This window comes from Pseudomonas sp. MMS21 TM103 (genome assembly GCF_022132145.1).
Lineage (GTDB): Bacteria > Pseudomonadota > Gammaproteobacteria > Pseudomonadales > Pseudomonadaceae > Aquipseudomonas.
The window spans coordinates 155,030-180,150 of record NZ_JAJISP010000006.1 but is presented as its reverse complement, the minus strand read 5'-3'; the positions used below and the strand labels follow the sequence as shown (position 1 = coordinate 180,150).

General features: G+C 61.4%; 24 protein-coding genes and 1 pseudogene. 16 read left to right on the top strand and 9 right to left on the bottom strand.

The genetic code is table 11. The features are described 5' to 3' along the window. Positions 1-61: 61 nt before the first annotated feature. The gene (locus tag LJY18_RS18200) at positions 62-934 is read right to left on the bottom strand and encodes a sulfurtransferase (protein ID WP_238043237.1); all 873 of its coding nucleotides are present in this window, start codon (positions 932-934) and stop codon (positions 62-64) included. Between the two features lie 362 nt (positions 935-1,296). On the opposite strand from LJY18_RS18200, the gene LJY18_RS18195 reads away from it, so the two are divergent. Together LJY18_RS18195 and LJY18_RS18190 are read left to right on the top strand one after the other, a co-directional pair. Further along, entirely contained in the window at positions 1,297-1,533 is a 237-nt protein-coding gene (locus tag LJY18_RS18195; RefSeq protein WP_238043236.1) for a hypothetical protein, read from the top strand. 52 nt (positions 1,534-1,585) lie between these two features. Beyond that, complete coding sequence (locus LJY18_RS18190) at positions 1,586-2,269, top strand: spermidine synthase (protein WP_238043233.1); 684 nt, start codon at positions 1,586-1,588, stop codon at positions 2,267-2,269. Between the two features lie 63 nt (positions 2,270-2,332). On the opposite strand, the gene LJY18_RS18185 is transcribed toward LJY18_RS18190, so the two are convergent. Further along, positions 2,333-3,394: an SMP-30/gluconolactonase/LRE family protein gene (locus LJY18_RS18185; RefSeq protein WP_238043232.1), complete on the bottom strand. Its 1,062-nt coding sequence runs from the start codon at positions 3,392-3,394 to the stop codon at positions 2,333-2,335. Between the two features lie 165 nt (positions 3,395-3,559). Between LJY18_RS18185 and rnd the strand changes: the two genes are divergently transcribed. The 5 genes from rnd (at position 3,560) to LJY18_RS18160 (ending at position 8,029) form a co-directional block, all read left to right on the top strand. Continuing rightward, on the top strand, positions 3,560-4,693 hold the full coding sequence (gene rnd, locus LJY18_RS18180) for a ribonuclease D (RefSeq protein WP_238043231.1): 1,134 nt from the start codon (positions 3,560-3,562) through the stop codon (positions 4,691-4,693). After that, the gene (locus LJY18_RS18175; RefSeq protein WP_238043230.1) at positions 4,690-4,983 is read left to right on the top strand and encodes a YcgL domain-containing protein; all 294 of its coding nucleotides are present in this window, start codon (positions 4,690-4,692) and stop codon (positions 4,981-4,983) included. The genes rnd and LJY18_RS18175 overlap by 4 nt, the downstream gene beginning before the upstream one ends. A gap of 5 nt (positions 4,984-4,988) precedes the next feature. Further along, entirely contained in the window at positions 4,989-5,921 is a 933-nt protein-coding gene (locus tag LJY18_RS18170; protein ID WP_238043229.1) for a D-2-hydroxyacid dehydrogenase, read from the top strand. 322 nt (positions 5,922-6,243) lie between these two features. Next, complete coding sequence (locus LJY18_RS18165; RefSeq protein ID WP_238043228.1) at positions 6,244-6,693, top strand: YcgN family cysteine cluster protein; 450 nt, start codon at positions 6,244-6,246, stop codon at positions 6,691-6,693. A 106-nt stretch (positions 6,694-6,799) separates the two neighbouring features. Next, on the top strand, positions 6,800-8,029 hold the full coding sequence (locus LJY18_RS18160) for a hypothetical protein (RefSeq protein WP_238043227.1): 1,230 nt from the start codon (positions 6,800-6,802) through the stop codon (positions 8,027-8,029). Positions 8,030-8,085: 56 nt separating this feature from the next. Here LJY18_RS18160 and LJY18_RS18155 read toward each other — a convergent pair whose 3' ends face one another. Both LJY18_RS18155 and LJY18_RS18150 read right to left on the bottom strand, forming a co-directional pair. Next, complete coding sequence (locus LJY18_RS18155; protein ID WP_172149172.1) at positions 8,086-8,553, bottom strand: RNA methyltransferase; 468 nt, start codon at positions 8,551-8,553, stop codon at positions 8,086-8,088. 370 nt (positions 8,554-8,923) lie between these two features. Then, positions 8,924-9,298 (bottom strand): YajD family HNH nuclease, encoded by a 375-nt coding sequence (locus LJY18_RS18150; RefSeq protein ID WP_238043226.1) that lies wholly within the window; start codon positions 9,296-9,298, stop codon positions 8,924-8,926. Positions 9,299-9,427: 129 nt separating this feature from the next. Here LJY18_RS18150 and LJY18_RS18145 point away from each other — a divergent pair, with 129 nt between their 5' ends. Continuing rightward, positions 9,428-9,757 carry a hypothetical protein gene (locus tag LJY18_RS18145; RefSeq protein ID WP_238043224.1) on the top strand — a complete coding sequence of 110 codons (330 nt, stop codon included), beginning with the start codon at positions 9,428-9,430 and terminating at the stop codon, positions 9,755-9,757. A 139-nt stretch (positions 9,758-9,896) separates the two neighbouring features. On the opposite strand, the gene LJY18_RS18140 is transcribed toward LJY18_RS18145, so the two are convergent. Beyond that, the gene (locus LJY18_RS18140) at positions 9,897-10,451 is read right to left on the bottom strand and encodes a helix-turn-helix domain-containing protein (RefSeq protein ID WP_238043222.1); all 555 of its coding nucleotides are present in this window, start codon (positions 10,449-10,451) and stop codon (positions 9,897-9,899) included. A 145-nt stretch (positions 10,452-10,596) separates the two neighbouring features. Between LJY18_RS18140 and LJY18_RS18135 the strand changes: the two genes are divergently transcribed. Both LJY18_RS18135 and LJY18_RS18130 read left to right on the top strand, forming a co-directional pair. Continuing rightward, positions 10,597-13,056, top strand: coding sequence for an FAD-dependent oxidoreductase (locus LJY18_RS18135; RefSeq protein WP_238043220.1), 2,460 nt, complete (start codon positions 10,597-10,599; stop codon positions 13,054-13,056). Between the two features lie 192 nt (positions 13,057-13,248). Next, positions 13,249-13,565, top strand: a pseudogene (locus LJY18_RS18130) (IS3 family transposase); the annotation flags it as partial. Between the two features lie 179 nt (positions 13,566-13,744). On the opposite strand, the gene LJY18_RS18125 reads toward LJY18_RS18130, so the two are convergent. Continuing rightward, complete coding sequence (locus LJY18_RS18125; RefSeq protein WP_238043219.1) at positions 13,745-14,218, bottom strand: cyclic nucleotide-binding domain-containing protein; 474 nt, start codon at positions 14,216-14,218, stop codon at positions 13,745-13,747. Positions 14,219-14,330: 112 nt separating this feature from the next. Next, positions 14,331-16,376 carry a S9 family peptidase gene (locus LJY18_RS18120; protein WP_238043217.1) on the bottom strand — a complete coding sequence of 682 codons (2,046 nt, stop codon included), beginning with the start codon at positions 16,374-16,376 and terminating at the stop codon, positions 14,331-14,333. Positions 16,377-16,538: 162 nt separating this feature from the next. Here LJY18_RS18120 and LJY18_RS18115 point away from each other — a divergent pair, with 162 nt between their 5' ends. The 3 genes from LJY18_RS18115 (at position 16,539) to LJY18_RS18105 (ending at position 18,714) form a co-directional block, all read left to right on the top strand. Further along, positions 16,539-17,021 carry an MFS transporter gene (locus LJY18_RS18115; RefSeq protein WP_238043216.1) on the top strand — a complete coding sequence of 161 codons (483 nt, stop codon included), beginning with the start codon at positions 16,539-16,541 and terminating at the stop codon, positions 17,019-17,021. A gap of 358 nt (positions 17,022-17,379) precedes the next feature. Further along, positions 17,380-18,156, top strand: coding sequence for a class II glutamine amidotransferase (locus LJY18_RS18110; RefSeq protein ID WP_238043215.1), 777 nt, complete (start codon positions 17,380-17,382; stop codon positions 18,154-18,156). Between the two features lie 33 nt (positions 18,157-18,189). Next, on the top strand, positions 18,190-18,714 hold the full coding sequence (locus tag LJY18_RS18105) for a DUF2937 family protein (protein ID WP_238043214.1): 525 nt from the start codon (positions 18,190-18,192) through the stop codon (positions 18,712-18,714). A gap of 138 nt (positions 18,715-18,852) precedes the next feature. Here the strand turns inward: LJY18_RS18105 and LJY18_RS18100 are convergent, their stop codons facing one another. Continuing rightward, positions 18,853-20,031 (bottom strand): vWA domain-containing protein, encoded by a 1,179-nt coding sequence (locus tag LJY18_RS18100; RefSeq protein WP_238043213.1) that lies wholly within the window; start codon positions 20,029-20,031, stop codon positions 18,853-18,855. Positions 20,032-20,187: 156 nt separating this feature from the next. Next, positions 20,188-21,033, bottom strand: coding sequence for an AAA family ATPase (locus tag LJY18_RS18095; RefSeq protein ID WP_079202284.1), 846 nt, complete (start codon positions 21,031-21,033; stop codon positions 20,188-20,190). Between the two features lie 248 nt (positions 21,034-21,281). Here LJY18_RS18095 and cysK point away from each other — a divergent pair, with 248 nt between their 5' ends. From cysK to LJY18_RS18080, 3 genes are all read left to right on the top strand, one after another. Beyond that, a complete protein-coding gene (gene cysK, locus LJY18_RS18090) occupies positions 21,282-22,256 on the top strand; it encodes a cysteine synthase A (RefSeq protein WP_238043212.1) in 975 nt (324 codons plus the stop codon). 614 nt (positions 22,257-22,870) lie between these two features. Then, entirely contained in the window at positions 22,871-23,155 is a 285-nt protein-coding gene (gene ihfB, locus LJY18_RS18085; RefSeq protein WP_172149193.1) for an integration host factor subunit beta, read from the top strand. Between the two features lie 415 nt (positions 23,156-23,570). After that, the gene (locus tag LJY18_RS18080) at positions 23,571-24,836 is read left to right on the top strand and encodes a Wzz/FepE/Etk N-terminal domain-containing protein (protein WP_238043211.1); all 1,266 of its coding nucleotides are present in this window, start codon (positions 23,571-23,573) and stop codon (positions 24,834-24,836) included. Positions 24,837-25,121 lie beyond the last annotated feature (285 nt).

The window sequence follows — 25,121 nt, the reverse complement described above, 5'->3', positions numbered from 1 at the left end:
TGCCCGCGTCGAGCTGGCAATGGTTACGGGGGCTGAAGATGGTACGTGGCCGGGTTGGCGGTTAACGACTGAGTGTTTGCTCGTCGCCTGTCGCTACCGGCCGTGTCGGGTCGGTAATCCACTCGCTCCAGGAACCGGCATACAGCGGCGCCAGCGGGTAGCCGGCGAGGCACAGGGCGAACAGGTTGTGGCACGCGGTGACGCCGGAACCGCAGTAGGCCACCAGCTCGCTGGCCGGGCGCTCGCCGAGTTGCGCGGCGAAGCGTTGGCGCAGTTGCTCCGCCGGCAGGAAGCGTCCGCTACTGTCCAGATTGTCGGTGAAGGGGGCGCACCGAGCACCGGGGATATGCCCGGCAACCGGATCGAGCGGTTCCACCTCGCCACGAAACCGCGGCAGGGCGCGGGCGTCGAGCAGCGTCAGCTGCGGATCGGCGAGGCGTTGCTGCAGCTGACTGGCGTCGACCAGCAGGCTGGCATCGGCGTGTCCGTCGAAGTTGCCGGGTGCTGGCTGCGGCAGCGCTTGGCTCAAGGCGCCACCTGCCTCGCGCCAGGCCTGCAAGCCGCCATCGAGCAAGTAGACGCCCTCGCGCTTGCCCAGCCAGGCCAGCAGCCACCAGGCGCGGGCGGCGAAGGCACCGGGGCCGTCGTCGTACAGCACCACCGTACTGTTGTCGTTCAAGCCCCATGCGCGCAGACGCGCCAGCAGTTGTGCGGGTTCCGGTAGCGGATGGCGGCCGCTGATGCCCTTAAGGATCGGACCGGACAGCGCGCGCTCAAGATCGGCAAACTGGGCACCGGCGATATGCCCATCGGCATAGCTACGCTGACCGTAGGCCGGGTCATCGAGGGCGTAGCGGCAATCGAGGATGACCAGTTCGGGTTGCCCAAGGCGGGCCTGGAGTTGATCGGCGCTGAGCAGTTGGGCAATAGGCATGGCGGACGTCCTGATTAATAGCGGATTCGAGGCATGATAAACCGCCGCATGCAGGATGCAGAATCTGCTGCGGCAAGTCGCGAGTCTTGCCATAGGCCTGATATGGTCCTGGTGGATGCACCAGGAAAATTACCTGGCGGCTTGGGCTAAGGGTTTGCCCCCCTTTATGTGTCCCATTGGATGAGGTGTCTGTGCCCCTCGTTGTTTACCGTTGTGGCCTTTACCCTACTGGCTGGCATTGCCATGCCGTTGGCGCGATTCTGCTGGCTAGCTTGAAGGCGCCGCAGAATTTGCCGAAAGGCTTGAATGCCTACCGGTAGCTACGCGGTTCGACGGGCTCCAGCCGCGCAAGAATAGGGCTGATGTTTACCCTCATGGCGCTGCTTGGACCGCTGGCCGGCATATCGGCTTATTTGTGGTTGGCGAAATCTCCACAGTGGGTGCCGGCGATCATGCTGTTCGCCGCTGGTGACATGCACTACTCGGTGTTTCAAGATATCGCGCCCCAGCCCAAGCTGAACAAGCATTGGGCGCCATCGCTGGGTGCCTTGCTGGGTTTTATGCTGGGGATTGTCGGGCACAGGCTTACCGTGGTCTGAGGGCTGCTGTATCGTTCGGCCTCTTTCAAGCTCACAGAGTCATGAGACAGCCATGAAGCGTTTTGTACTGCTCGATACCGCCCAGATTCCCGATGGCTCCGGGGCGCTCTGCCTGTTCGAGTATGGCGAGGATTTTGTGATCAAGATTGCCGGTGGCGATGGCGGTCAGTTGATGAACACGCGCATGCACGGCTCCGAAGATGCCCTGGCGGCGATTCCCTGCAAAAAAGTCGCCGGACGCCCGGATTCGCGGGTGTTGATCGGTGGTCTGGGCATGGGCTTTACCCTGGCGGCGGCGCTGCAGAACCTGGGCAAGACTGCCGAGGTGGAGGTGGCCGAATTGGTGCCGGGGGTGGTCGAGTGGAACCGCGGCCCGCTGGGCGCCAAAGCCGGCTATCCGCTGCTCGATCCACGCACGCGGGTGTTGCAGGAGGATGTCGCCAATAGCCTGAAGACGGCGGATAAGCGCTATGACGCGATCATGCTGGATGTCGATAACGGCCCCGAGGGCCTGACCCAGAAGCGCAACAGCTGGCTGTATAGCGCACAAGGGTTGCAGCGTTGTCACCAGGCGTTGCGGCCTAAGGGAGTACTGGCCGTGTGGTCGGCCAGCGCCGACAGCAAGTTCGCCGACAAGGTACGCAGGGCCGGCTTCAAGGTTGAAGAAGTGAAGGTCTATGCCCACGGCAATAAGGGAACCCGCCACACCATCTGGATAGCCGAAAAGCTCGGCTAAAGGGCGGCGCACACTGGCAAGCCCGTTGCTGGTCACCCGGCAACGGGCTTTTTTCTGGGCGATTCAGCGAATCTTCAGCCGACCGATGCGGTCGTTATCCAGGCTGCCGAAGTACAGGTAATCACCCACCGGCTTGACCGAGGTAACCATGCGCAGGTGCGTGCCGCTGGTGTCGTGCAGGCTGCGGATGATTTCGCCCTGCTCGTTGATGGCAATGGCCAAACCATAGGGAATCGCCTTCGGCCAGAGCGCGCGAGGCAGTTTGGCGATTTGCGCCTTGAGCCAGGGGTGCAGGTGGAGGAAATCGGCATCGGCCTTGCGCGGCGACGGCAGGGCGACCCAGAAGGTACCGGCGCGATCGCCTTGCAGGTTGTCCGGCAGGCCCGGCAGGTTGTCGATAAACACATCGTGCGTGCCGGCTTGCTCGCCTTTGAGCCAGTAGCGGCTGATGCGATAGCGGTAGGTTTCGTTGACCAGGACGAAGTCCTCCTTGGCCGACAGCGCCACGCCGTTGGCGAAGTACAGGTCCTTGAGCAGTACGCGGGTCTCGCCGCTGTGGGGGCTGTAGCTGAGCAGGCGGCCATGGGGGCGGGCTTCGAGCAGGTCAAGCAGGTAGTCCGGCTGCTCAAAGCGCGAAGAGGCGTCGCTGAAGTAGATGGTGCCATCGCTGGCGATGTCCAGGTCGTCGGTGAACTTGAACGGCACGCCTTCGGCTTCGGTGGTCAGTACCTTGAGCTGCCCTTGCGGGTCGATGGACAGCAGGCCCTTGTGGGCGTCGGCAACGATCAGCTGGCCGTTGGCGTCGAAGTCCATGCCCAGTGGGCGGCCGCCGGTGTCGGCGAAGGTCTCCAGGCTGCCGTCGGCCTTGAGGCGCACGATGCGCCCGTCATGCAGGCCAGAATACAGTCGGCCCTGGGCATCGACGGCGCTGTCTTCGGGGCCATGGACCAGGCCGAGACCGAGCAATTCGGCCTTCATCAGGGTGTCGTTGGGTTCCAGTACGCCAGTCATGGCCGGCGCCGGTGGTGCCTCCCAGGCCAGCGGGTCGATGGGGCTGGGGGTGATGGCCAGGTAGAGTGCCAGGGCGGCAACCAGCAGGATGAGTAGGCCAAGCAGTTTCTTCATTGCGCTTAATTCCTTGTGCCGAAGCGTGCGAACGGCGGCCAGATTACACAGTTAAGCGCTGCCAATGCGAGGTCGGCACGGCCCTGTATCGGTTTACGGGCGCGCAATACCCGGCAAAGGGCCGGTGCGATATATACTGCGTGGCATTCTTGATGGGAGAGCCGCGTGGTTATTGATATTCACTGGATTCGTGACAACGCCAGCCTGGCGCAGCACTGCGCCGGCTGGCGCAGCCTGCCATTCGTGGCGGTAGACACCGAATTTATGCGGGTCGACACTTTTTATCCGATCGCCGGCCTGCTGCAGGTCAGCGAAGGTGAGCGCGCCTACCTGATCGATCCGCTGCTGATCGACGACTGGGCGCCGTTCAGCGCCTTGCTGCAAGACCCGGCCGTGGTCAAGGTGTTGCATGCCTGCAGCGAGGATCTGGAAGTCTTCCTGCGTCTGACCGGCAGCCTGCCTGTGGCCTTGTTCGACACCCAGTTGGCTGCCGCCTACCTCAACCTCGGCTTCTCCATGGGTTATTCGCGCCTGGTGCAGGCGGTGTTGAACATCGAGCTGCCCAAGGGCGAAACCCGCTCGGACTGGCTACAGCGCCCGCTCAGCGAGACCCAGGTCAGTTACGCCGCCGAGGATGTGCTGCACCTGGCCGAGGTCTATACCCAGTTGCAGCAACAGCTGACGGCCGAGAAAAATGCCTGGGTGCTGGAAGACGGCGCCGAGCTGGTGGCCAACCTGGGCCGTGAAGTCGCCCCGGAAGATGTCTATCGTGAGGCCAAGCTGGCCTGGAAGCTGTCCCGCGCGCAACTGGCGGTGCTACGCGAACTCTGCATCTGGCGCGAGCGCGAGGCCAGGGCACGCAATCAGCCGCGCAATCGCATCATCCGCGAACATTCGCTGTGGCCGTTGGCCCGCACTCAGCCGGACAACCTGGTGGCGCTGTCGCGGATCGACGACATGCACCCGAAAACCGTGCGTCAGGACGGCGAGTTCCTGCTCCAGCTGATCAAGAAGGCTGCTGCCACGCCGCCGGCCGATTGGCCCGAAGCGGTGCCCGAGCCGTTGCCGCTGGAAGCCTCGAGCCTGTTGAAGAAGCTGCGCACCCTCGGTCAGCGCGAAGGCGAGCGGCTGAACATCGCCCCGGAGCTGATGCTGCGCAAGAAAACCCTCGAAGCCCTGCTGAAAACCGGCTACCCCAATGGTCCTTACCGGTTGCCGGACACGCTGCGCGGCTGGCGTCGTGAATTGATGGGCCAGGCATTGCTCGATTGCCTGGCTGCTGAAGGAGAATCCGCGTGAAACGCATCTGTTCGATCTACAAAAGCCCGCGCAAAAACGAGATGTACCTCTACGTGCTGAAAAGCGATGAGCTTGAGCGGGTGCCGGAAAGCCTGCTGGCGGCGTTCGGTCCGCCAACCCTGGCTTTCAGCATGGTGCTCACGCCGGAGCGTAAGCTGGCCCGCGAGGACATTCACGCCGTGTTGGAAAACCTAGAGAAGCAGGGCTACCACCTGCAGATGCCGCCGCCGGAAGATGAATACATCGAGCATCTGCCGGACGAATTGCTGCGTCGCAACGACCCGATTTGACCGCCATGCGCGTCCTGATCGGCGAAATCGCCCATGCCCGCTATGCCAAGTTACTGCAGCAGGTGGCGCCCGAACTCGAGCTATTTGGCAGTGCCGACCCGCTCGAACTGGCACGCTGGGCCGGCAGTTGTCCGCTCTGGCTCGGTCAGCCGGATCTGCTCGCCGCCTTGCTGCGTCAGGGGCACCAGCCACAGTGGCTGCAATCGACCTGGGCCGGCATCACGCCGTTGCTGGCCGCCGATCTGCCGCACAACTATCAGTTGAGTCGTGCGGTTGGCATCTTCGGCCAGGTGATGGCCGAGTACGTGCTCTGTCACCTGCTGGCCCACGAGCGTCAGCTATTTGCCCGCCTGGCCGCCCAGGTCGAGCAGCATTGGGACAGCCGCCTGCCGCAGAGCCTGGCTGGACGCCGTGCGCTGATCGTCGGCAGCGGCGATATCGGCCAGAGCGTGGCACGCTTTCTCGCCCCATTCGGCATCGAGCTGTACGGGGTGGCCAGTCGTGCGCGCGTCCTCACGCCTTTTGTCGAGGTAGCCGGGCTCGATCAGTTGCCACGCCTGGCCAGCCAGGCCGATTACTTGATCAACCTGTTGCCGGACACCCCGGCTACCCGCGATATCTACGACGCCGCGCTGTTTGTCCGGCTCAAGCCCGGCGCGCTGCTGATCAACGCCGGGCGTGGCGTGGCAGTGGTCGATGCCGACCTGGTCGCGGCACTGCAGCAGGGCCAATTGGCCGGGGCGGTGATCGACGTCTGCCGCCAGGAACCGCTGCCCGCTGGGCATCCGTTCTGGACCGCGCCGCGGCTGCTTCTCACCGGGCACAGCTCCGCACCCACCGAGCCACGGCTACTGGTGCAATTGTTCATCGACAATCTGCAGCGTTACCAAGCCGGTGGCGAACTGCGCGGCGCCGTGGATTTTGCTCGCGGTTATTGAGCCCTGCGTATGGTATCCGCCGCGGAATTCCCCCGTCGCCACAGGCCGCGCGCCGGGCCGGCCATCCTTCAACAGCAGCAAACTGTCCCTGTAGACGGGCCGCGCCCGTTCCCTTCGGGCTTGCGGCATTTGCCACAGCCATTGGGGGCATGCGCCCCACGGCGATAGCGGATAACGTCCGCTATGGGATTGCGCTCAGTCTTGCCGCGTGGCCGCGCCTCCAGCAGACGGTGGTTTGCCTGCCTTTCGGCCCGCCGGCCTTGGCCACTTGCGAGGCGCGCGCTAGACTGCCGGCCTTTTCGCCAGACACCGTACCCTCGCCATGGCCGCCAAAGTCGAACCCTTCTGGAAACGCAAAACCCTCGAGCAACTCAATCAGGACGAGTGGGAATCGCTGTGCGATGGCTGCGGCCTGTGCTGCCTGCAAAAACTCGAGGATGACGATGACGGCAGCGTCTATTACACGCGCATCGCCTGCAAGCTGCTTGACCTGAAGAGCTGCCGCTGCACGGACTACAGCAATCGTCGAAAGACCGTGCCCGATTGCATCCAACTCACCCCGGCCCAGGCCGACCAGTTCCAGTGGCTGCCGCCGACCTGCGCCTATCGCCTGGTCAGCGAGGGCAAGGACCTGCTGCTCTGGCATCACCTGGTCTGCGGCGATCCTGAGCAGGTGCATCAGCAGCGCATTTCCCAGTCCGGGCGCATGCTCAGCGAAAACAGCGTTGCCGAGGATGATTGGGAAGAGCACCTGATTTTCCGCGCCGGCTGAGGCAGGGTGCGGTTTAACCAGCTATAACGATCAGCTGGCATTGAATTGCCCGGCCCATATCCGGTCTACCCAGTGCACAGACCCGTCCCGCCAGGAAATGCCCATCATGATGATTCGCCGTAGCTTGTTGTCCGCCTTGCTGTTGAGCCTATGCACGCCGCTCTGGGCGGCGCAGAAGGTCGACCTGGATTACCTCGTGCGATTTCTGCCCGAGAGCGATCAGGCCGAAGTCAGCCTGACCCTGGGCAAGGGCGAGCGTGTGCGCAGCCTGTCGTTCAATCTGGGTGACAAGGGTAACTACAGCGACTTCAGTGCCGACGGCGAGTGGAGCCAGGAAAGCCCCGAACGTGGGGTCTGGCAGCCAGGCAAAGGTGTGGCAAAGCTGACCTACCGGGTACGCATCAGTCAGCCGCGGGGAGATGCCGATTTCGATGCGCGCATGACCGAAGACTGGGCCTTGCTGCGCGGCGACGACCTGGTGCCCAGCGCCCAGTTGCGTCAGCAGAACAAGACCGAACTGGTCGCGCGCCTGCAGTTCGAGCTGCCCAAGGGCTGGCGCGGCGTCGAGACCGGCTGGCCGCGGATCGGCAAGAACAAGTTCCGCATCGACAACCCGCATCGCAAGTTCGATCGTCCGACCGGTTGGATCATCGCCGGCAAGATCGGGACACGCCGTGACAAGCTTGGTGAAACCGATGTGACCATCGCCGCGCCGATTGGCGAGGGCATGCGCCGCATGGACATTCTGACCCTGTTGACCTTCGTCTGGAAGGAAGCCCAGGCGGTGTTCCCGCGTGACCCGGCCAAGCTACTGATCGTGGGGGCTGGCGACCCGATGTGGCGTGGCGGCCTGTCGGCGACCAATTCCTATTACATGCATGCCGATCGTCCACTGGTCAGTGAAAACGGCACCAGTTCGCTCGTGCATGAACTGGTGCACGTGTTCAGCCGCATTCAGTCGCGCGACCGTAGCGACTGGGTCACCGAGGGGCTTGCCGAGTACTACGCCATCGAGCTGGTTCGCCGTGCGGGTGGCTTGAGTGAGGAGCGCTACCAGAAAGTCCGCGAGCAGATGGTTGACTGGAGCAAGCCGGTGAAGAGCCTGCGTGGCAGCAGTGCCAGCGGTCCAGTGACTGCGCGTGCGGTACTGTTGCTGCAGGAACTGGATCGGGAAATCCGTCAAAAGACCAAGGGCAGTACCGAGCCACGCTCGCTGGACGATGTAACCCGTGGTCTGATGCGCCTGGACAAGGTCACTACCAAGGAGTTTATCGAGATCAGCGAGAACGTGATGGGCGGGGCGTCCAAGGTACTCGACAGCAAACTGCTGAAGTAGCCTCTGCGCCGCTCGGGCTTATCTGCCGTTCGCGCGCCCGGCTTCGGTCGGGGCGTCTAGAACTTGGGGCCGGATTTGGTGTTATTGCCCTTGGCCATGCGGTCGTAGAGCACCACATTGACCGTGGCGGCGAGGTTCATGCAGCCCTGGGTGGGGATGTAGATCACATCCTCGCACCAGGCGCGTATTTCCTTGTTCAGCGAGCCGTCTTCCGGGCCGAAGATATAGATCGCCCGGTCCGGGTGGGTGTACTGCGGCAGCGGCCGCGCGCCTTCGACCAATTCCACCGCGACCGGCGTGCAGCCCAGCGGGATGATCTTCTGCAGATCATCGATGCCGATCAGCGGAATATCCTGGAAGACTTTCTTGGTGTCGGTGACGAAGTCGCGGGCATGCTCATAGCGCGTGCCGGTGTAGAACACCGAGGCCGCGCCATAGCAACCGGCGGCGCGCATCACCGCGCCGACGTTCTCCGGGGATTTCGGGTTGAATAAACCAATGCAGCTGTATCGTTTGTTCGCCACGAAGCAGGGCCTTTACGCAAAAGGCGGCAGTATAAGGCCTGACGGCATTGCTGCCAGGGCAATCGGATGAAGCTGCATGCTGGGGCTGATGGGATTACGGCATCGATTGGCTGAGCGCCCGCCGGATCTGTGCCGCGCCGATGAACCACGCGGCGCTGCCTGCGCATAGGGCGGCTCGGGCGGCGATCCGTTCGGAGGTAGGGCGGCCTCGGAGCGCAGCGACAGCCCGCCAGCTTTTGTGCCGCGCCGAACAACCAATGGTGCACTGCCTGCGGCGAGTAACACCCTACGGATGGCGGATCGCTCGAGGTATTAGGAGCAGCGGGCGTTTGGAGGCGGCCGCAGTAGACGGGAGTTTTGTCCCAATCGCTCAGTCTTTGCTCTTCAGCAGGGCGGCCAGGTCGGCAAAGGCCTTGTGGGTCGATTTTGGCCCCTGCGGGCTGGACGTCGAGCCTTCGCTGAAGTACTGCTGGTCGGTGTAGCGCGCATGCTCGTTATCGTGACAATACAGGCACAGCAACTCCCAGTTGGAACCGTCTTGTGGGTTGTTGTCGTGATTGTGATCGCGGTGGTGCACGGTCAGTTCGCTCAGGCGCTTGCCGGAAAACTCCCGGGCACAACGACCGCAGACATGCGGGTACATCTTCAGGGCTTTATCCCGGTAGCCTTCTTCGCGACTGCGCTGGGCATCGGCGAGGATGCGGTCGAGCTTGGCGGTAGGCGAGGGTGATTTGTCCGTGCTCATGACTGCTCTCGTGGCTAACTACTAATGCCGACAGTGTAGCCCTGCCGATGGTCGGCGAAAACAGGCGGGTGGGCACTAATCGGCACTGCGCACAGCCCAATGCCCAGGAGTCTTGCAAAATAGAGGTGAATGATGCGAGTGGCGAGTGCGCTACTGCTGAGTCTGACGGTGCTGTGCGGCAGCGTGATCCAGGCGCGGGACTATCCAGCGTCGACGCCCCGTGAGCGACCTGCCGGCTCACCCGGCACCGCCACGCCGCAACCCTTCATCCGGTCGCTGCCACGCAACCTGCCGACTCCGGCGCCGAATAATCCACCCTTGCTCAACGACGGAACGGGCTACAAGGCCAATCCATCTGGCGGTTCCCTGGCTCCAGCCGATGGTCAGTTGCCGCTGCTGGAGCAGCAGCGCCAGCGAAACAGTCAGGGCATGCCGGGCAGCCACAAGGGCATCGACTGAATTCACCAGCCTCGAAAAGGCCAACGCTTAGCGGCTGAAGCGGATCGCCAGAGGCAGGGTGAAGCTCTGCTGCCATCAGGCGAGCAACGCGGTTCAGGCTGACGACGATTATGCGCAGTGGGTACGATTTGGCTTTTTCTCAGCTGTAAACCCAAAGCACTCTGGTGAAGCCTTTGTTTCTATTGGCGCAACGGCAGGGAATGCCGCTCGGGATTTGGAAGCCTTCTCCGGCACAGACTACAACCTCTTCATCCGCAATCCAGAGTGTCAACTCTCCCTCCAGCACATAGCCACCTTGCTCTGTGCTCTCGATAATCTGCCGATCGCCGAAGTCTGCCCCAGGTTCAAGCACAGTTTCTAGCATGATCAATTGACTGGAAATGTTTGGGGAAATCACGCGGTCTGAGACGCCACGAGCGAAACTGAGAGTGCGTCTTTCTTCTGGGCTTGTAACCCATTGCTTTTGAGGTGGCTGTGCCGGGCTGATGAAATATGAGTAGGTAACACCCAGCGCTTGGCTGATGGAGTGGAGGTCTTCCACTGTGGGTTGTGAAAGGCCGCGCTCAATTTGGGAGATGAAGCCAATGGATCGATCTATACGCGCAGCAAGTTGACGGACCGTCACTTTCTGCCGAGTTCGCAGGTCTCTGATGCTCTTGGCAAGGCTCATGGAGTCAATGTCAGGCGTGCTCATTCGTAACTCATTGGGCGCAGAGGGGTGGCCATTATGGCGTAGGGCTCAAGTCTATTGAAGCGCCCTGTGGGTGCTTGTCCCATGAACTATATTGGCGTAATGTTCATGAACGTATTGTTTGACTTGTTCATTGTTTGGGGGTGCCATGACCACTGAATTACCTTCGCACGCGCGTGCTGTCATTGTCGGGGGAGGGGTTATTGGCACTAGCATTGCCTATCACCTAGCCAAGTTGGGTTGGACGGATATCGTCCTGCTGGAGCGAGACCAGCTGACTTCAGGCACAACCTGGCACGCAGCTGGGTTGATCACAGGTGCGGGCATTTCCTGTGAGACCCTACTTTGGGCGCAACAGTACACACGCAAGCTGTATGAGAGCCTTGAGGCTGAAACCGGCCTTTCCACCGGCTTTAAGCGCATCGGACACCTGCATCTGGCAACAACCGAAACACGCCGGGAAATTCAGCGCCGCGAGATGAATTTTGCCCGTTCGCAGGGGGTGGACAAATTCGAGGTTGGCCCACGAGAGGTCAAGGAGTTGTTCCCGCTGATTGAAAACACTGGCGTGCTTTCTGCGATCTATACGCCTACCGACGGTCGTGCCAATCCGGTCGATGTCACCATGTCGCTGGCCAAGGGCGCACGCATGCAGGGCGTGCGCATCTTCGAAAAAGTGCAGGTCAACGACTTCGTGGTGAGAAACAAGCGTATCACCGGGGTGCAAACCAATCTGGGTGATATCAGTGCCGATGTCGTGATACTGGCCGCCGGCATGTGGTCACGGCAACTGGGCGCGAAGATCAGCGTTTCGGTGCCGCTGCAGGCCGCCGAGCATTATTACTTGCTGACCGAGACGATTGAGGGCGCGCACCCCGATATGCCGGTGGTTGAAGATCCTGCCACCTACACCTATGTGCGCGAAGAAAGCGGCGGCTTGTTGTTCGGCCTGTTCGAGCCCTGCGGCGCGGCCTGGAGCCCCAAAGGCATTGCCGATGATGCCAGCTGGCTGAATCTGCCACCGGACTGGGAGCGCATGACGCCATTCCTGGAGGCCGGTTTCAAACGTTATCCGGTAATGAATGAAGCAGGGATCAAGACCTTCTTCTGCGGCCCGGAAAGCTTCACCCCCGATGGCGGCTTCCTGATGGGCGAAAGTCCGGAAGTGGACGGTTTGTATGTGGCCAGTGGCCTCAACTCGCTGGGCATTCTGATGGCCGGTGGCATGGGCCTGTTGATGGCTGAGCAGATTGTGCATGGCAATGCCTCTCAGGATATGACCGGCCTGATGCTGTCGCGCACGGCACGCCATGAATCGGTCAGCAACTTTCTCACCGCGCGGATTCCGGACGTCTTGGGCTATGGCTTCAGTCATGGCGTGATGCCCAACTTCAAGCACAAGAGTGCGCGTAACGCCCGGCGCCTGGCCTTGCACGATCGCTATGCCGCCCGTGGTGCTTATTTCGTCACACTCAGTGGCTGGGAAATGCCCAACTGGTTTGCTCCGGACGGGCAGATGCCGGCAGTGGAATACCGTTTCGGTCGGCAGCCCTGGTTCCACCTGGCTGCCGCCGAGCACAAAGCCACCCGTGAAGCAGTGGCGCTGTTCGACAAATCCTTTATGGGTAAATTCATGGTGCAGGGCCGCGATGCGGAGAAGGTGCTCAATCGCGTTTGCGCCAACTCGGTGTCGATTCCGCTGGGGCGCAACATCTATACCCAGTGGCTGAATACCCAGGGCGGCATCATTTCCGACCTGACCATCACCCGTATGGGCGAGCAGGAGTACATGCTGATTACCGGTGATGTGCTGCAACGCATTACCCCCAGCTGGTTGCGTCAACACACTGGCGAGGATGAGCAGTGCACGGTGACGGATGTGACTTCGGCCTACACCTTGCTGAGTTTGCAGGGGCCAAAGTCGCGTGAGCTGCTGCAAGCCATCAGCGGCGCTGACCTGTCCACCGAGGCTGTGCCATTCCGTGCCAGTTGCGAGATCGAGCTGGGTTATGCGCGCATCCTGCTGGTGCGTATCACCTACATGGGCGAGCTGGGTTACGAGCTGTACATCCCTACCGAATACAGCCACACCGTGTATGACGCCTTGGTGGAAGGCATCGAAGGCCAGGGCGTTCCGCTGGTGCACGGTGGTCTGATGGCGCTGGAAAGCCTGCGTCTGGAGAAGGGCTACCGCGATTTTGGCGTGGATATCGACAACACCGATACCCCGCTGGAAGTCGGCCTGGGTTTTGTCGTCGACTTCAACAAGGAAGACTTCATCGGTCGCGATGTGTTGGTCGCGCAGAAGGCCAGCGGCCCGCTGAAGAAACGCCTGGTGCAGTTCCTGCTCAAGGACGCCGAGCCGCTGCTGTATGGCCAGGAACCGATCCGCTGTGATGGCGAATATTGCGGTTACATGCGTGCCGGTGCTTTTGGTCACACCCTTGGCGCTGCGGTCGGTCTAGGTGTGATCGAGCTGGAGGAGGGCATCACTGCCGATCTGTTGCGCAGCAAGCTCTTCGAGGTGGAGATCAACGATCAGCTGGTCGAAGCCACGGTGTCGCTGGCACCGATGTACGACCCCAAGAGCGATCGTATTCGCCTATAACCGCCATGGCCTGACTGCTCTGAGTGGCAGCCGCTGCAGCGTCTTGTTTGACGTTGCGCGGCGGCGCTCAGCCCGAGTTTATTGCCATGCCTATGTCGACTGCCCGCGGAGGACTCCTCATGCAACACGAAAACAACCACTACATCATTAAAATCAGCTGCCCAGCCACCTCGGGCATCGTCGCGGCAACAGACGAGCGACCTGGCGATTGATGCGCTGCTAATGGCGGCCTGGCGACGTAAGCCGAGGCAGTAAGTGATGATCCACTTAATCGGTAGCATGAGCCATCGAGGAAATTGTCATGACAACGCGGTGGCGGAAAGTTTCTTCCAGCTGCTGAAGCGGGAACGGATCAAGCGGAAGATCTACGGCACTCGGCAGGATGCCCGCAGGATGTATTCGATTACATCGAGATGTTCTACAACTCAAAACGACGGCATGGTTTCAACAATCAGCTGTCACCGGTAGAGTTCGAAAAGCGCTATTTCCAAAGCTTGGGGAGTGTCTAGAAAACCCGGGGCGATTCATGATGAAGAGCAACCTGAAGCAATCATAGGGCTGTTGGCTTCTTCTTGCGCGGCCTGGGAGTACGGCGCATCCATATCTGACGCTCGTGACCCGGATCGCAGTCCGCTAGCGCGGCCCAGGGATTCCCTGGCTCCGGCGAGCTCAAGGTGGTTATGGCTGCTTAGATCTGCTGCTCGACCAACTGACCGTCGACCATGCGCAAGCGCCTGGACATGGCCACGGCGATGGCGCGGATGACTTGGGCGGCGGACTTGGGGGCCTCCTGCAGCATCTTCTCCAGCGAGTCCCGGGCCAGGATCAACAAGGTGCAGTCGCTGACGGCGATGCAGCTGGCCGAGCGCCTTTCGCCGTCCAGCACCGCCATTTCGCCAAAGGCGCGACCTTTGCGCAGCTTGGCAATCTCGACCGTTTCGCCACTGGAGTTGGTCTTGCGGATCGACACCGCGCCGAAGTGGATGATGCACATGAAGGTACCGGCATCGCCCTCGTGGCAGATAATGGCATCCGGCTCAAATCTGCTGATGTTGAAATAGCCAGCCGCGCTAAGCACCTCGCTGGGCTGCAGGCTGTTGAACAGCCCGCAGTCGAGCAGCATGTCGCGGATTTCATCGATCAGGTAAGAGCTGTCTGGCATGGGGTTCTGCTGCGTCGGGTCGGGATAAGTGTGACGTTAGCCGGCCTGCCCATGCTTGCCAACTGCCGCTGGCACCAAGCTGTGAAAGGGCGCGCAGTCGGGTGTGTTTTTTTCAGCCCAACCCGAACACCTTGAGCAGGAAGGCGTACTCCAGCGCCACATCCTTGAGTGCCTGGTAGCGTCCGCTCATGCCGCCATGGCCGGCGTCGAGGTCGGTCTTCAGTAGCAGCAGGTGGTTATCGGTCTTGGTGGCCCGCAGCTTGGCCACCCACTTGGCCGCCTCCCAATATTGCACGCGGCTGTCGTTGTACCCGGCCACGGCGAGAATTGCCGGATAGGCCTGGGCCTGGACGTTCTCGTAGGGGGCGTAGCTCTTGATCCGCTCGAACACCTCGGCTTCGTGCGGATCGCCCCATTCGTCGTACTCGGTGACGGTCAGCGGCAGGTCAGGATTCTGCATGGTGTTGAGCACATCGACGAAGGGCACCTCGGCGATGGCTGCGGCAAACAGTTCGGGGCGCTGATTGAGCACCGCGCCGATCAGCAGGCCGCCGGCACTGCCGCCGCTGATGGCGAGCTGGCCCGCCGTGGTGTAGCCGCTGGCGATCAGGTGCTCGGCGCAGGCGATGAAGTCGCCGAAGCTGTTGTGCTTGTGTTCCAGCTTGCCGGCGCGGTACCAGGCTTCGCCCAGCTCGCCGCCGCCGCGCACGTGGGCGATGGCAAAGACGAAGCCGCGTTCCAGCAGACTCAAGCGCGCATGGGAGAACCAGGGGTCAAGGCTTTCGCCGTAGGCACCGTAGCCATAGAGATAGAGCGGGGCAGGCTGGCCAAATACGTCACGCTTGGCCACCAGGCTGATGGGCACCTGGGTGCCGTCCGCAGCGGTGGCCCAGAGGCGCTGGCTGACATAATCGTCGGCGTTGAACGGACCCAGTACCGGGGTTTCCTTGAGCACCTGCTGGACGCCGTCGACGAGCGTCAGTTGGCGGATTTGCGCCGGGCGGTTGAGCGCTTCGTAGCGCAGGCGAATCACCGGGCTGGCAAACTCCAGGGTGTCCTGCACGTCCAGGCTGTAGGCCGCATCCGGCAGCGTCACCCGGTAGGCTTGCTGGCCCTGGGCATGCACCTCGATGATCGGCAGGCCGCCCTCGCGCAGGCTGAGGGTCAGCGCGCTGTCGTTCAGGCTCACGCCTTCGAGCATCAGCTGCGGGTCATGGCCGCGCAGTTCGCTCCAGTGCTCGCGGGTCGGCGTCTGCCCGGCGACGCTGGCTTCCTTCACGCAGTACAGGGCGAAGTTGATCCCGCTCTGGTTGCTGCGGATCAGCCAGGCCCAGCCCCCATCGACCTTGCCGTGGTCGACGTAATATTCGTGGCCTTCCTCGCGCGGCGCCAGGCAGCGGAACGCGGCCTCCGGCGTATCGGCATCCAGCACCCAGGCCTCGCTGGTGGTCTTGCTGTTGAGCAGCACCACCAGTTGGCGCTCGGAGCTGGCGCGGTAACAGTTGAGAAAGAAACGCCCGTCGGCCTCGTGAAACACCTGCTCGGCCGAATCGCTGCCGAGCCGATGGCGGTACAGCTTGTGCGGGCGATGGCAGTCGTCCAGCTCGCCGAAGAACAGGGTCTGGCTGTCGTTGGCCCAGGTCATGCTGCCGTCGCAATCGGCGAAGGGCAGTTGGCTGATCGCGCCGGTGGCCAGTTCCTTGACGAACAGCTGATAAACCTCTTCGCCACTGGTATCCAGGCTGTAGGCCAGGCGCTGGTGATCCTGACTGACGCTGAAGGCGCCCAGCGAGATAAAACCACCATCTGCCAGGGCGTTGGGGTCGAGCAGCAGCTGTTCGGCGTGCTCATCGACATCGAGCGAGCCATCGGCCGGACGCGGGCAGCGATAGTGGCGCGGGTATTCGTCACCAGCGGTGGTGCGCTGATAGTAAAGCCAAGGGCCCCAGGGCGAAGGCAGCGACAGGTCGGTCTCGCGGATGCGGCCCTTGATCTCCTGAAACAGCGCTTCGCGCAGCTCGCGTTGCTCCGCTAGCTCGGCTTCCAGGTAGGTGTTTTCCGCCTTGAGGTACTCGAGCACCTCCTCGGCGTCGCGCTGCTCCAACCAGCGGTAAGGGTCGGCAGCATTGTCGGTGCGGGCGATGGGGGCGTGCGGCATCTGGTGACTCCAATTCTGTACGGTCTGCAGCTAGCAGCCTGTCGGACCACGGAAAAGCCGTTATCATAAGCCGCACTGCATCAGCAGGCCGTTGAAAAATGCAGCCTCACTCGCTGCGGTTATCAACGGGCCAGCCCCGTCATGCTCAGAGATCCGCGCTTTATGACCGAAAACGACTATTTACTTGCCTGGGGCGTCTATGTCGTCGCTGCCTTGGGTTGCCTGCTGGTGTGGTTCCGCATAACTCGCTGGATGTGGCGTTATCTGCGCGAGCCCCTGCGTTTGCTGGCAGCGGTGCTGCTGTTCAGTCCGACCGTAGTCGATCCGTCCAATGAACAGGTACTCGCCCCGTCGATTGCCATCACCGCGCTGGATCTGCTGCTGGATGTGGGTAACGGTATCTGGCGCGCAGTAGCCGATCTGTCCATGTACGGTCTGATTGCATTCGCCCTGTATCTGTTGTTCGTGGCCATTCGTTGGCCCCTGGCGCGCTGGTGGAAGAGTCACCGTGGTCCGCAAGCGGAGCCGGATGACGAGAACGCGCCGACCCTGCGCGAAATCATGCAACGCGAGAACGAGGAACCTGTCGAGAGTCTTTATGCCCAGGCTGACTCGCGCCACTTGCGCGTGGAACCCCGGCTGTGAAGCCTGCAGCAGCACGCAATTAGCAGGGCGCTACGGGCCGCAGGCAGTGTACCGATGCTTCTTCGGCGCGGCGCAAAAGCTTGCGGGCTGTCGCTGTGCTCCGAGCGGAACGCCGCCCGGATCGCCCTACGCAACTTGCAATTCATCGGACATGGCAGGTGTGTGGCCGTTGGATCGGGCAAGCGCAGGCTGGCGGTAGGGGGCTTGTCCTGAGCAAAGTCCAGCATCAAACCGCCACATAACCCAGCAGGGGGCGCTGCCGGATTGTTTAACGCGCCTGTGCAAGCGTTCATGGCTTGCACCTGTCTGTGCAGACGTTCAGCATGCGCCTTTGAGCGCAGAGTCGAGAGTTGCAAGCATGTGTGAATTGCTCGGCATGAGTGCCAATGTGCCCACCGACATCGTCTTCAGTTTTACCGGGCTGATCCGCCGTGGCGGCGACACCGGGCCGCATCGTGACGGCTGGGGCATCGGCTTTTATGAAGGGCGCGGTCTGCGCCTGTTTCAGGAGCCGCGCGCCAGCAGCGAATCGGAGGTGGCGCAACTGGTGCAGCGTTACCCGATCAAGAGCGAGGTGGTGATCGGGCACATTCGCCAGGCCAACGTCGGCAAGGTCTGCCTGGCCAATACCCACCCGTTCGTGCGCGAACTCTGGGGGCGTAACTGGTGTTTCGCGCACAACGGCCAGTTGGCGGGTTTTTCACCGACGCCAAGCTTCTATCGACCCATTGGCGACACCGACAGCGAGGCGGCTTTTTGCGAGCTGCTCAATGGTCTGCGCCGCGACTTCCCGGAACCGGTGGCCGTGGAGCTGCTCCTGCCCGGTCTGGTTGCGGCCTGTGCGGCCTATCGCAAGCACGGCGTGTTCAACTGCCTGCTCAGCAATGGCGACTGGTTATTCAGCTTCTGCTCGACCAAGCTGGCACACATCACCCGGCGCGCGCCCTTTGGCCCGGCGCAGTTGAAAGATGCCGATGTGCGGGTGGATTTCCAGGCCGAGACCACGCCCAACGATGTGGTGACGGTGCTGGCCACGGAACCCTTGACCGATAACGAATGCTGGAACCTGTATCGTCCGGGTGAGTGGCGGCTGTGGCGGGGCGGCGAGTGTGTGGCCCGGGGCATGAGCGACTGAACGGACGGGTAATTTGCAATCAGGAGAGGGGCGATGTTCAGAAGCTATCTACGCTTGGCGCTGTTTGCCTTGGGCCTGCTGGTTGGCGTGCAGGTACCGGGGTATATCGGGGACTACAGCAAACGTGTCGAAGCGCACCGGCTGGAGTCAGAGCAGAGCTTGGCGGGTTTCCGTGAGACTGCCAGGCGCTTTTTTCAGGGCGATCTGCAGGCGTTGGTGACGCACTATCAGGACAGTGATGACCCGGTCATGCGCAGTGACGCGCAGAGCGTGGGCTACCTGGTCGATCGCGCCAGTTTCCTCGAACTGGAGTGGCAGGCCATGCAACAGCCGTGGTACGGCCAGGTCTGGCACCTGGCGACGGCCGCCGATAGCGAACTGATGGACGAAACCTACAGTGCCTACCGTTATCAGGTACTGCTGGCGCCGCAGGCCATCGCCTGGGGCCTGGTGTGTGCCTTGCTGTTGGCCTGGCTGGTGGAATGCCTGTTGCTGCTGATCGGCTTGCTGCTCGGCGGCGGCCGCAGCCAGCAGGTGCAACGGAGGCACTGGCGTTAGACGCTATCCGTAGGGGCACTGGCCGAAGGCTGTGCCCCCTTGGTTTATCGGCGCGGCAAATATCTGGCGGGCTGTCGCTACGCTCCGAACGGAACGCCGCCTGGGCCAACCCAAGGCGCGCCGATTCTGCGGGGTGACCTACTTGGACAGGAACTTCATACCGTCTTCCAAGCCTTGCAGCGTCAGCGGGTACATCTTGTCTTCCAGCAGCTCGCGCATGATATTGGTCGAGGCGGTGTAGCCCCAGGCGTCCTTGGGGTAGGGGTTGATCCAGATGAGCTTCTTGTACTTCTCCATGAACCGCTTGATCCACACGTAGCCCGGCTCCTCGTTCCAGTGCTCAACGCTGCCGCCGGCCTGGGTGATCTCATAAGGCGCCATGGCCGCGTCGCCGACTAATACCACCTTGTAGTCGGCGCCGTATTTATTCAGAACATCCTGGGTGGAGAAGCGTTCGGAGCTGCGCCGCAGGTTGTTCTTCCACACCGATTCGTACACACAGTTGTGGAAGTAGAAATACTCCATGTGCTTGAACTCGGTCTTGCAGGCCGAGAACAGCTCTTCGCAGACCTTGACGTGGGCATCCATCGAGCCGCCGATGTCGAACAGAATCAGCAGTTTGACCGTGTTGCGCCGCTCCGGACGCATCTGGATATTCAGCAGGCCGCCGTCCTTGGCGGTGTGGTCGATGGTGCCGTCCAGGTCCAGCTCGTCCTGGGCGCCCTGGCGAGCGAACTTGCGCAGGCGGCGCAGGGCGATCTTGATGTTGCGCGTGCCCAGTTCGACCTGGTCGTCGAGGTTCTTGTACTCGCGCTGATCCCAGACCTTGACCGCCTTGCCCTGGCGCTTGCCGGCATCGCCGACGCGGATGCCTTCCGGGTTGAAGCCGCCGGAGCCGAACGGGCTGGTGCCGCCGGTGCCGATCCACTTGTTGCCGCCTTCGTGGCGTTCCTTCTGTTCTTCCAGGCGCTTCTTGAACTCCTCGATCAGCTTGTCCAGGCCGCCCAAGGACTCGATCTTGGCGCGTTCCTCGTCGCTCAGCGAACGCTCGAATTCCTTGCGCAGCCACTCGTCGGGGATCAACGCCTCGATGTGCTGGTTGAGGTTTTCCAGACCCTTGAAGTAGGCACCGAAGGCCCGGTCGAACTTGTCGAAGTGGCGCTCGTCCTTGACCAGGATCGCCCGGGCGAGATAGTAGAACTCGTCCATGTCGGCAAACACCACGTTGTGTTTCAACGCGTTGATCAGGTCGAGCAGCTCGCGCACCGATACTGGCACCTTGGCCGCGCGCATTTCATTGAACAGGTTGAGCAGCATGGCTGCGTCCTCACAAGTATCCGTAGGGTGGGTTAGCCGCGTAGCGGTGTAACTCACCATCGATGCCATCGGCACCGTTTTGGCCAGCCTGGCGGCTGGTCGGTGGGTTAGGCTGCGCTAAGCTGCGCGGCCCGACCCACTCTGCAAAAGCGTGGCTTAACGACTGGCGCGGCGGCTCATGAAGGCCAGGCGCTCGAGCAGTTGCACGTCCTGCTCGTTCTTCACCAGGGCGCCGGCCAGCGGCGGGATGGCCTTGGTCGGATCGCGTTCGCGCAGCACCGCTTCGCCGATATTGTCGGCCATCAGCAGCTTGAGCCAGTCGACCAGTTCGCTGGTCGAGGGCTTCTTCTTCAGGCCCGGCACCTTGCGCACGTCGAAGAACACGTCCAGCGCCTCGGCCACCAGATCCTTCTTGATGTTCGGGTAGTGCACGTCGACGATCTTCTGCAGGGTCACGCGGTCCGGGAAGGCGATGTAGTGGAAGAAGCAGCGGCGCAGGAAGGCGTCCGGCAGCTCCTTCTCATTGTTTGAGGTGATGATGATGATCGGGCGCAGCTTGGCCTTGATCGTCTCGTCGGTCTCGTAGACGTAGAACTCCATCTTGTCGAGTTCTTGCAGCAGGTCGTTGGGGAACTCGATGTCGGCCTTGTCGATTTCGTCGATCAGCAGGATCACCCGCTCCTCGGCCTCGAAGGCTTCCCACAGCTTGCCCTTCTTGATGTAGTTGCGAACGTCGTTGACCTTGTCGGAATCCAGCTGCGAATCGCGCAGGCGGCTGACTGCGTCGTACTCGTACAGCCCCTGGTGGGCCTTGGTGGTGGACTTGATGTGCCAGGTAATCAACTTGGCGCCGAAGGACTCGGCCAGTTGCTCGGCGAGCATGGTCTTGCCGGTGCCCGGTTCGCCCTTGACCAGCAGCGGACGCTCCAGGGTAATGGCGGCGTTGACCGCGAGCTTGAGGTCGTCGGTGGCGACGTACGACTGGGTGCCTTCGAACTTCATCGGTAAATCCTCGAACGGTAACGCGTCGGGCAATACCCGCGGGTTCAGTATTTGAAAAGGCGACTATACCGCGCAGTCCCGGTGACTGTGAACGCAGACGCGCCATTCAGTCACTGAATGGCGGGTCACGCTATGCTCGTCACTGCAGTCGGCTCGAGTCGCGAACCGGTTTCGCCGCGCTGGACGGCCGCGCCTGAGCATCATAGGCTTCAAGGCTTTCTCCCGGCAGCAAGCACAAGGACACCGCCATGAGCCGCATCTTTGCAGACAACGCACAAACCATCGGCAACACCCCGCTGGTCAAGATCAACCGCCTCGGCCCGGCGGGTGTCACCATCCTGGCCAAGATCGAAGGGCGCAACCCAGCCTATTCGGTGAAATGCCGGATCGGCGCCAGCATGGTTTGGGACGCGGAGGAGCGGGGTGTGCTCAAGCCCGGCATGACCATCGTCGAACCGACCTCGGGCAACACCGGGATCGGCCTGGCCTTCGTCGCCGCGGCGCGCGGCTACCAATTGTTGCTGACCATGCCTGCCTCCATGAGCCTGGAGCGGCGCAAGGTGCTCAAGGCCCTGGGCGCAGAATTGGTGCTGACCGAGCCGGCCAAGGGCATGAAAGGCGCCATTGAGCAGGCCGCGGAAATTGCCGCCGCCGACCCCGCCAAATATTACATGCCGCAGCAGTTCAACAACCCGGCCAACCCGGCGATCCACGAAGCAACCACCGGCCCGGAAATCTGGAACGACACCGATGGCGCAGTCGATGTGCTGGTCTCCGGCGTCGGCACCGGCGGCACCATTACCGGCGTGTCGCGTTACATCAAGCAAACCCAGGGCAAGCCGATTCTCTCGGTCGCGGTCGAGCCGATCAGCTCGCCGGTGATCAGCCAGACCATCGCTGGCGACGAGGTCAAGCCCAGCCCGCACAAGATTCAGGGCATCGGTGCCGGCTTCGTGCCGAACAACCTCGACCTGAGCATGGTCGATCGCGTCGAACAGGTCAGCGACGAGGACGCCAAGGCTGTGGCGCAGCGGTTGATGCGTGAAGAAGGCATCCTCTGCGGCATCTCCTGCGGCGCCGCCATGGCCGCCGCCCTGCGCATTGCCGCCGAACCGGCCATGCAAGGCAAGACCATCGTGGTCATCCTGCCCGACTCCGGTGAGCGCTACCTGAGCAGCATGCTGTTCAGCGACATGTTCAGCGAACAGGAACTGCAGCAGTAAACCCATCGCACCGGGTCGCGGACCGCCGCCCGGAACTTCCCACAAGAGCAACAGGCCCCGCATCTCCCTGTAGGAGGCGCGCCCTCGCGGCGATAGCGGACAACGTCCGCTCAACAAGCAAAGCATCGCGCCGGGGTAACGGAACACCGCCAGAATCTTCCCGCAAGAGCAACAGGCCGCGCATTTCCCTGTATGAGGGCCGTGCCCGTTCCTGACGGGCTTGCGGCATTTCCCACATCCATGTGGGTCACGCGTCCCGCGGCGATAGCGGACAACGTCCGCCCAACAAGCCAAAGCATCGCGCCGAGGTCACGAAACGCCGCCCGGACCCTCCTACAAAGGTAACCAGCACCACAAATCCTTGTAGGAGGGCGTGCCCGTTCCTGACGGGCTTGCGGCATTTCCCACATCCATGTGGGTTACGCGCCCCGCAGCGATAGTGGACAACGTATGGCCAACAATCGAAAGCATCATGCCGAGGTCAGCCCTTCTTCCAAGGCAACGAACACCGCAATCCCCCCTAATCCATTGATTTTCGGGCTGTTCAAATGCTGGGCAGCGTGCTAAAACCATTCTATCGAGTGATCTAGCCGCTTGAAAAAGAAGGGAAAAACATGACCAAGTCGGAGTTGATCGAAAGGATCGTCACCCATCAGGGGCAGCTCTCAAACAAAGATGTCGAGCTGGCCATCAAAACCATGCTGGAACAGATGTCCCAAGCTTTGGCTACGGGTGACCGCATTGAAATCCGCGGCTTCGGCAGTTTTTCTCTGCACTACCGCGCACCCCGTGTTGGGCGTAACCCGAAAACCGGTGATTCGGTTCGCCTCGATGGAAAATTTGTACCGCATTTCAAACCGGGCAAAGAGCTGCGCGATCGGGTCAATGAAGACGAGTAGGGCTGTGCCTGTTCTGTCCTAGCGCATTTCTTCGTGTCAGCGGATGTACGTAGGGCGGCTTCGGAGCGAAGCGACAACCCGCCAGCTTTTGCGCCGCGCCGCCGAACCCATGGTGCACCGCCTCTGGCGAGTGACGCCCGGCGCTCGCGGATCATCTACCTTCACTCATGTGTGTCGCCCCATGGCCGCAGTTGGTTTGCCTGCTTTTTCAGCGCAATGCACAGTTCAGTCATGAATTAGCTGCTTTTTGCTCTGCTTCGCACAAATTGCAGGGTTCATGGAACCTTTTTCGCCAAAAGCTGCCATATTTCCTCTTGATGTGTGTGGATATCAACTCTGATGGCCGGCTAATGGCCTCAGCAGGCTGCTTAGGGATGAGCATTAGAAAACTGTTTGTTTCGGAGCCTCCCTAAATATGCAAGACCAATCCCCGCGATCCTTTAACGATGACGAGATCGACTTGGTCAAACTGTTTCAATCCCTGTTCAAGCAAAAGTTTCTGATCTTGGCTGTTGCCGCATTGGTAACTCTTATGGCCGCTGCCTATGCGTTTCTGGCCACGCCGCACTACCAGGTGCAGAGCATATTGCGTCCGGTTGATCGCGGTAGTCTTGATGAGCTGAATAGCACCGGCGTTTACGAGTTGACCCCATCTGAAGCGCTCAGCCGCGTTGGCTCAGGGCTCTCATCTTATGAAAATCGCCTGGCATTTTTTCGCGATCATCAGGCGCTTTTCAGCGGTCTGATCGGGCCGAACCGTTCGTTGGAGCAGGCTTTTGAGGCGTTCAATCGAACGTCGTTCACCATGCTGCAAGTCGACCCTAAAAAAACTGCTGGCCAGAGCGAGTTTGTTGGTCTGTCGCTGACCTACCCGCGGGGCGTGGAGGGAGTGGAGGTGATCAACGGCTTCGTCACCTTTGTGCTGGATACCGAGCGGGCGCGAATAGACTCGGATTTGCAGGTGCTGGTGGCCAATAGGTTGCTTAACATCGAACAGAAGATTAACGCGGCACGCGCCAGCTATGCCGCGAGCAAAGAGGCACGGATCGCCGCCCTGCTCGAACAGGACACCTTGACCCGCGCCCAGTTGCAGGATGAACTCCGCGCATTGCGCGGCGAATTGAAAACCCGTCGTCAGTCACGCATCGCGGTTCTGGACGAAGCTATCCAGATTGCCGAATCGCTGGGTATCGAGAACCCCACCACCCCCTCGTCAATGTCTGAGTCGCAGCGTCAGGGGCAAGTGGTGCGTACCGAGGTAAACAGCCGAGAAATTCCGCTCTATTTCATGGGCAGCGCAGCCTTGAAGGCCGAGCGCGAGGCATTGAACGCCCGCCGCTCGGATGACTTCATCGAACCGCGAATTGCCGAGATCGAGAAGGAGCTGACGCTGCTGAACCAAAACCGCCAGGTAGAAATTCTCGAAAAGCGCCAGAACGAAGATCTCTACCTCAAGGATCTAGCGGAGTGGCGTCAGGAAGCGGCGCAACTCAAGGGGATCAAGTTCGATACCAGTGCATTAAAGCTGGTGCGGCTGGATCAGCAAGCGCTCGAACCGCTGGCACCAGTCAAGCCGAAGAAGGCCATGATCATCGCCTTGGGTGGGGTAGGGGGGCTGATGCTTGGCTTTTTCGTGGCCTTGCTGCGCAATTTAGTACGCCCGAGAAGACAAATGGCCTGAGCGTGGTTGGCTAGATCAGCTCCTCGGATCACGCTGGAGCTCATCATGGCTGCTGTCCAGCAACACACTCCAACCCCTGCGCGACCCTAGGATGGTGCGAACGGCGATCCGTCGGGCCGCGTAGGATGAGCGCAGCTATTCCCATCACCAGGCAGGTTTGCATTTGCTACCGATGAGCATATTCGGAAGAAAATGCGAGATAGTGATCAACGATGGGTATTGCTGCACTCGACCGTGACGGGAACGACTCCTTCATACGTGGTACATAGATCCCGTCTGCAGGAT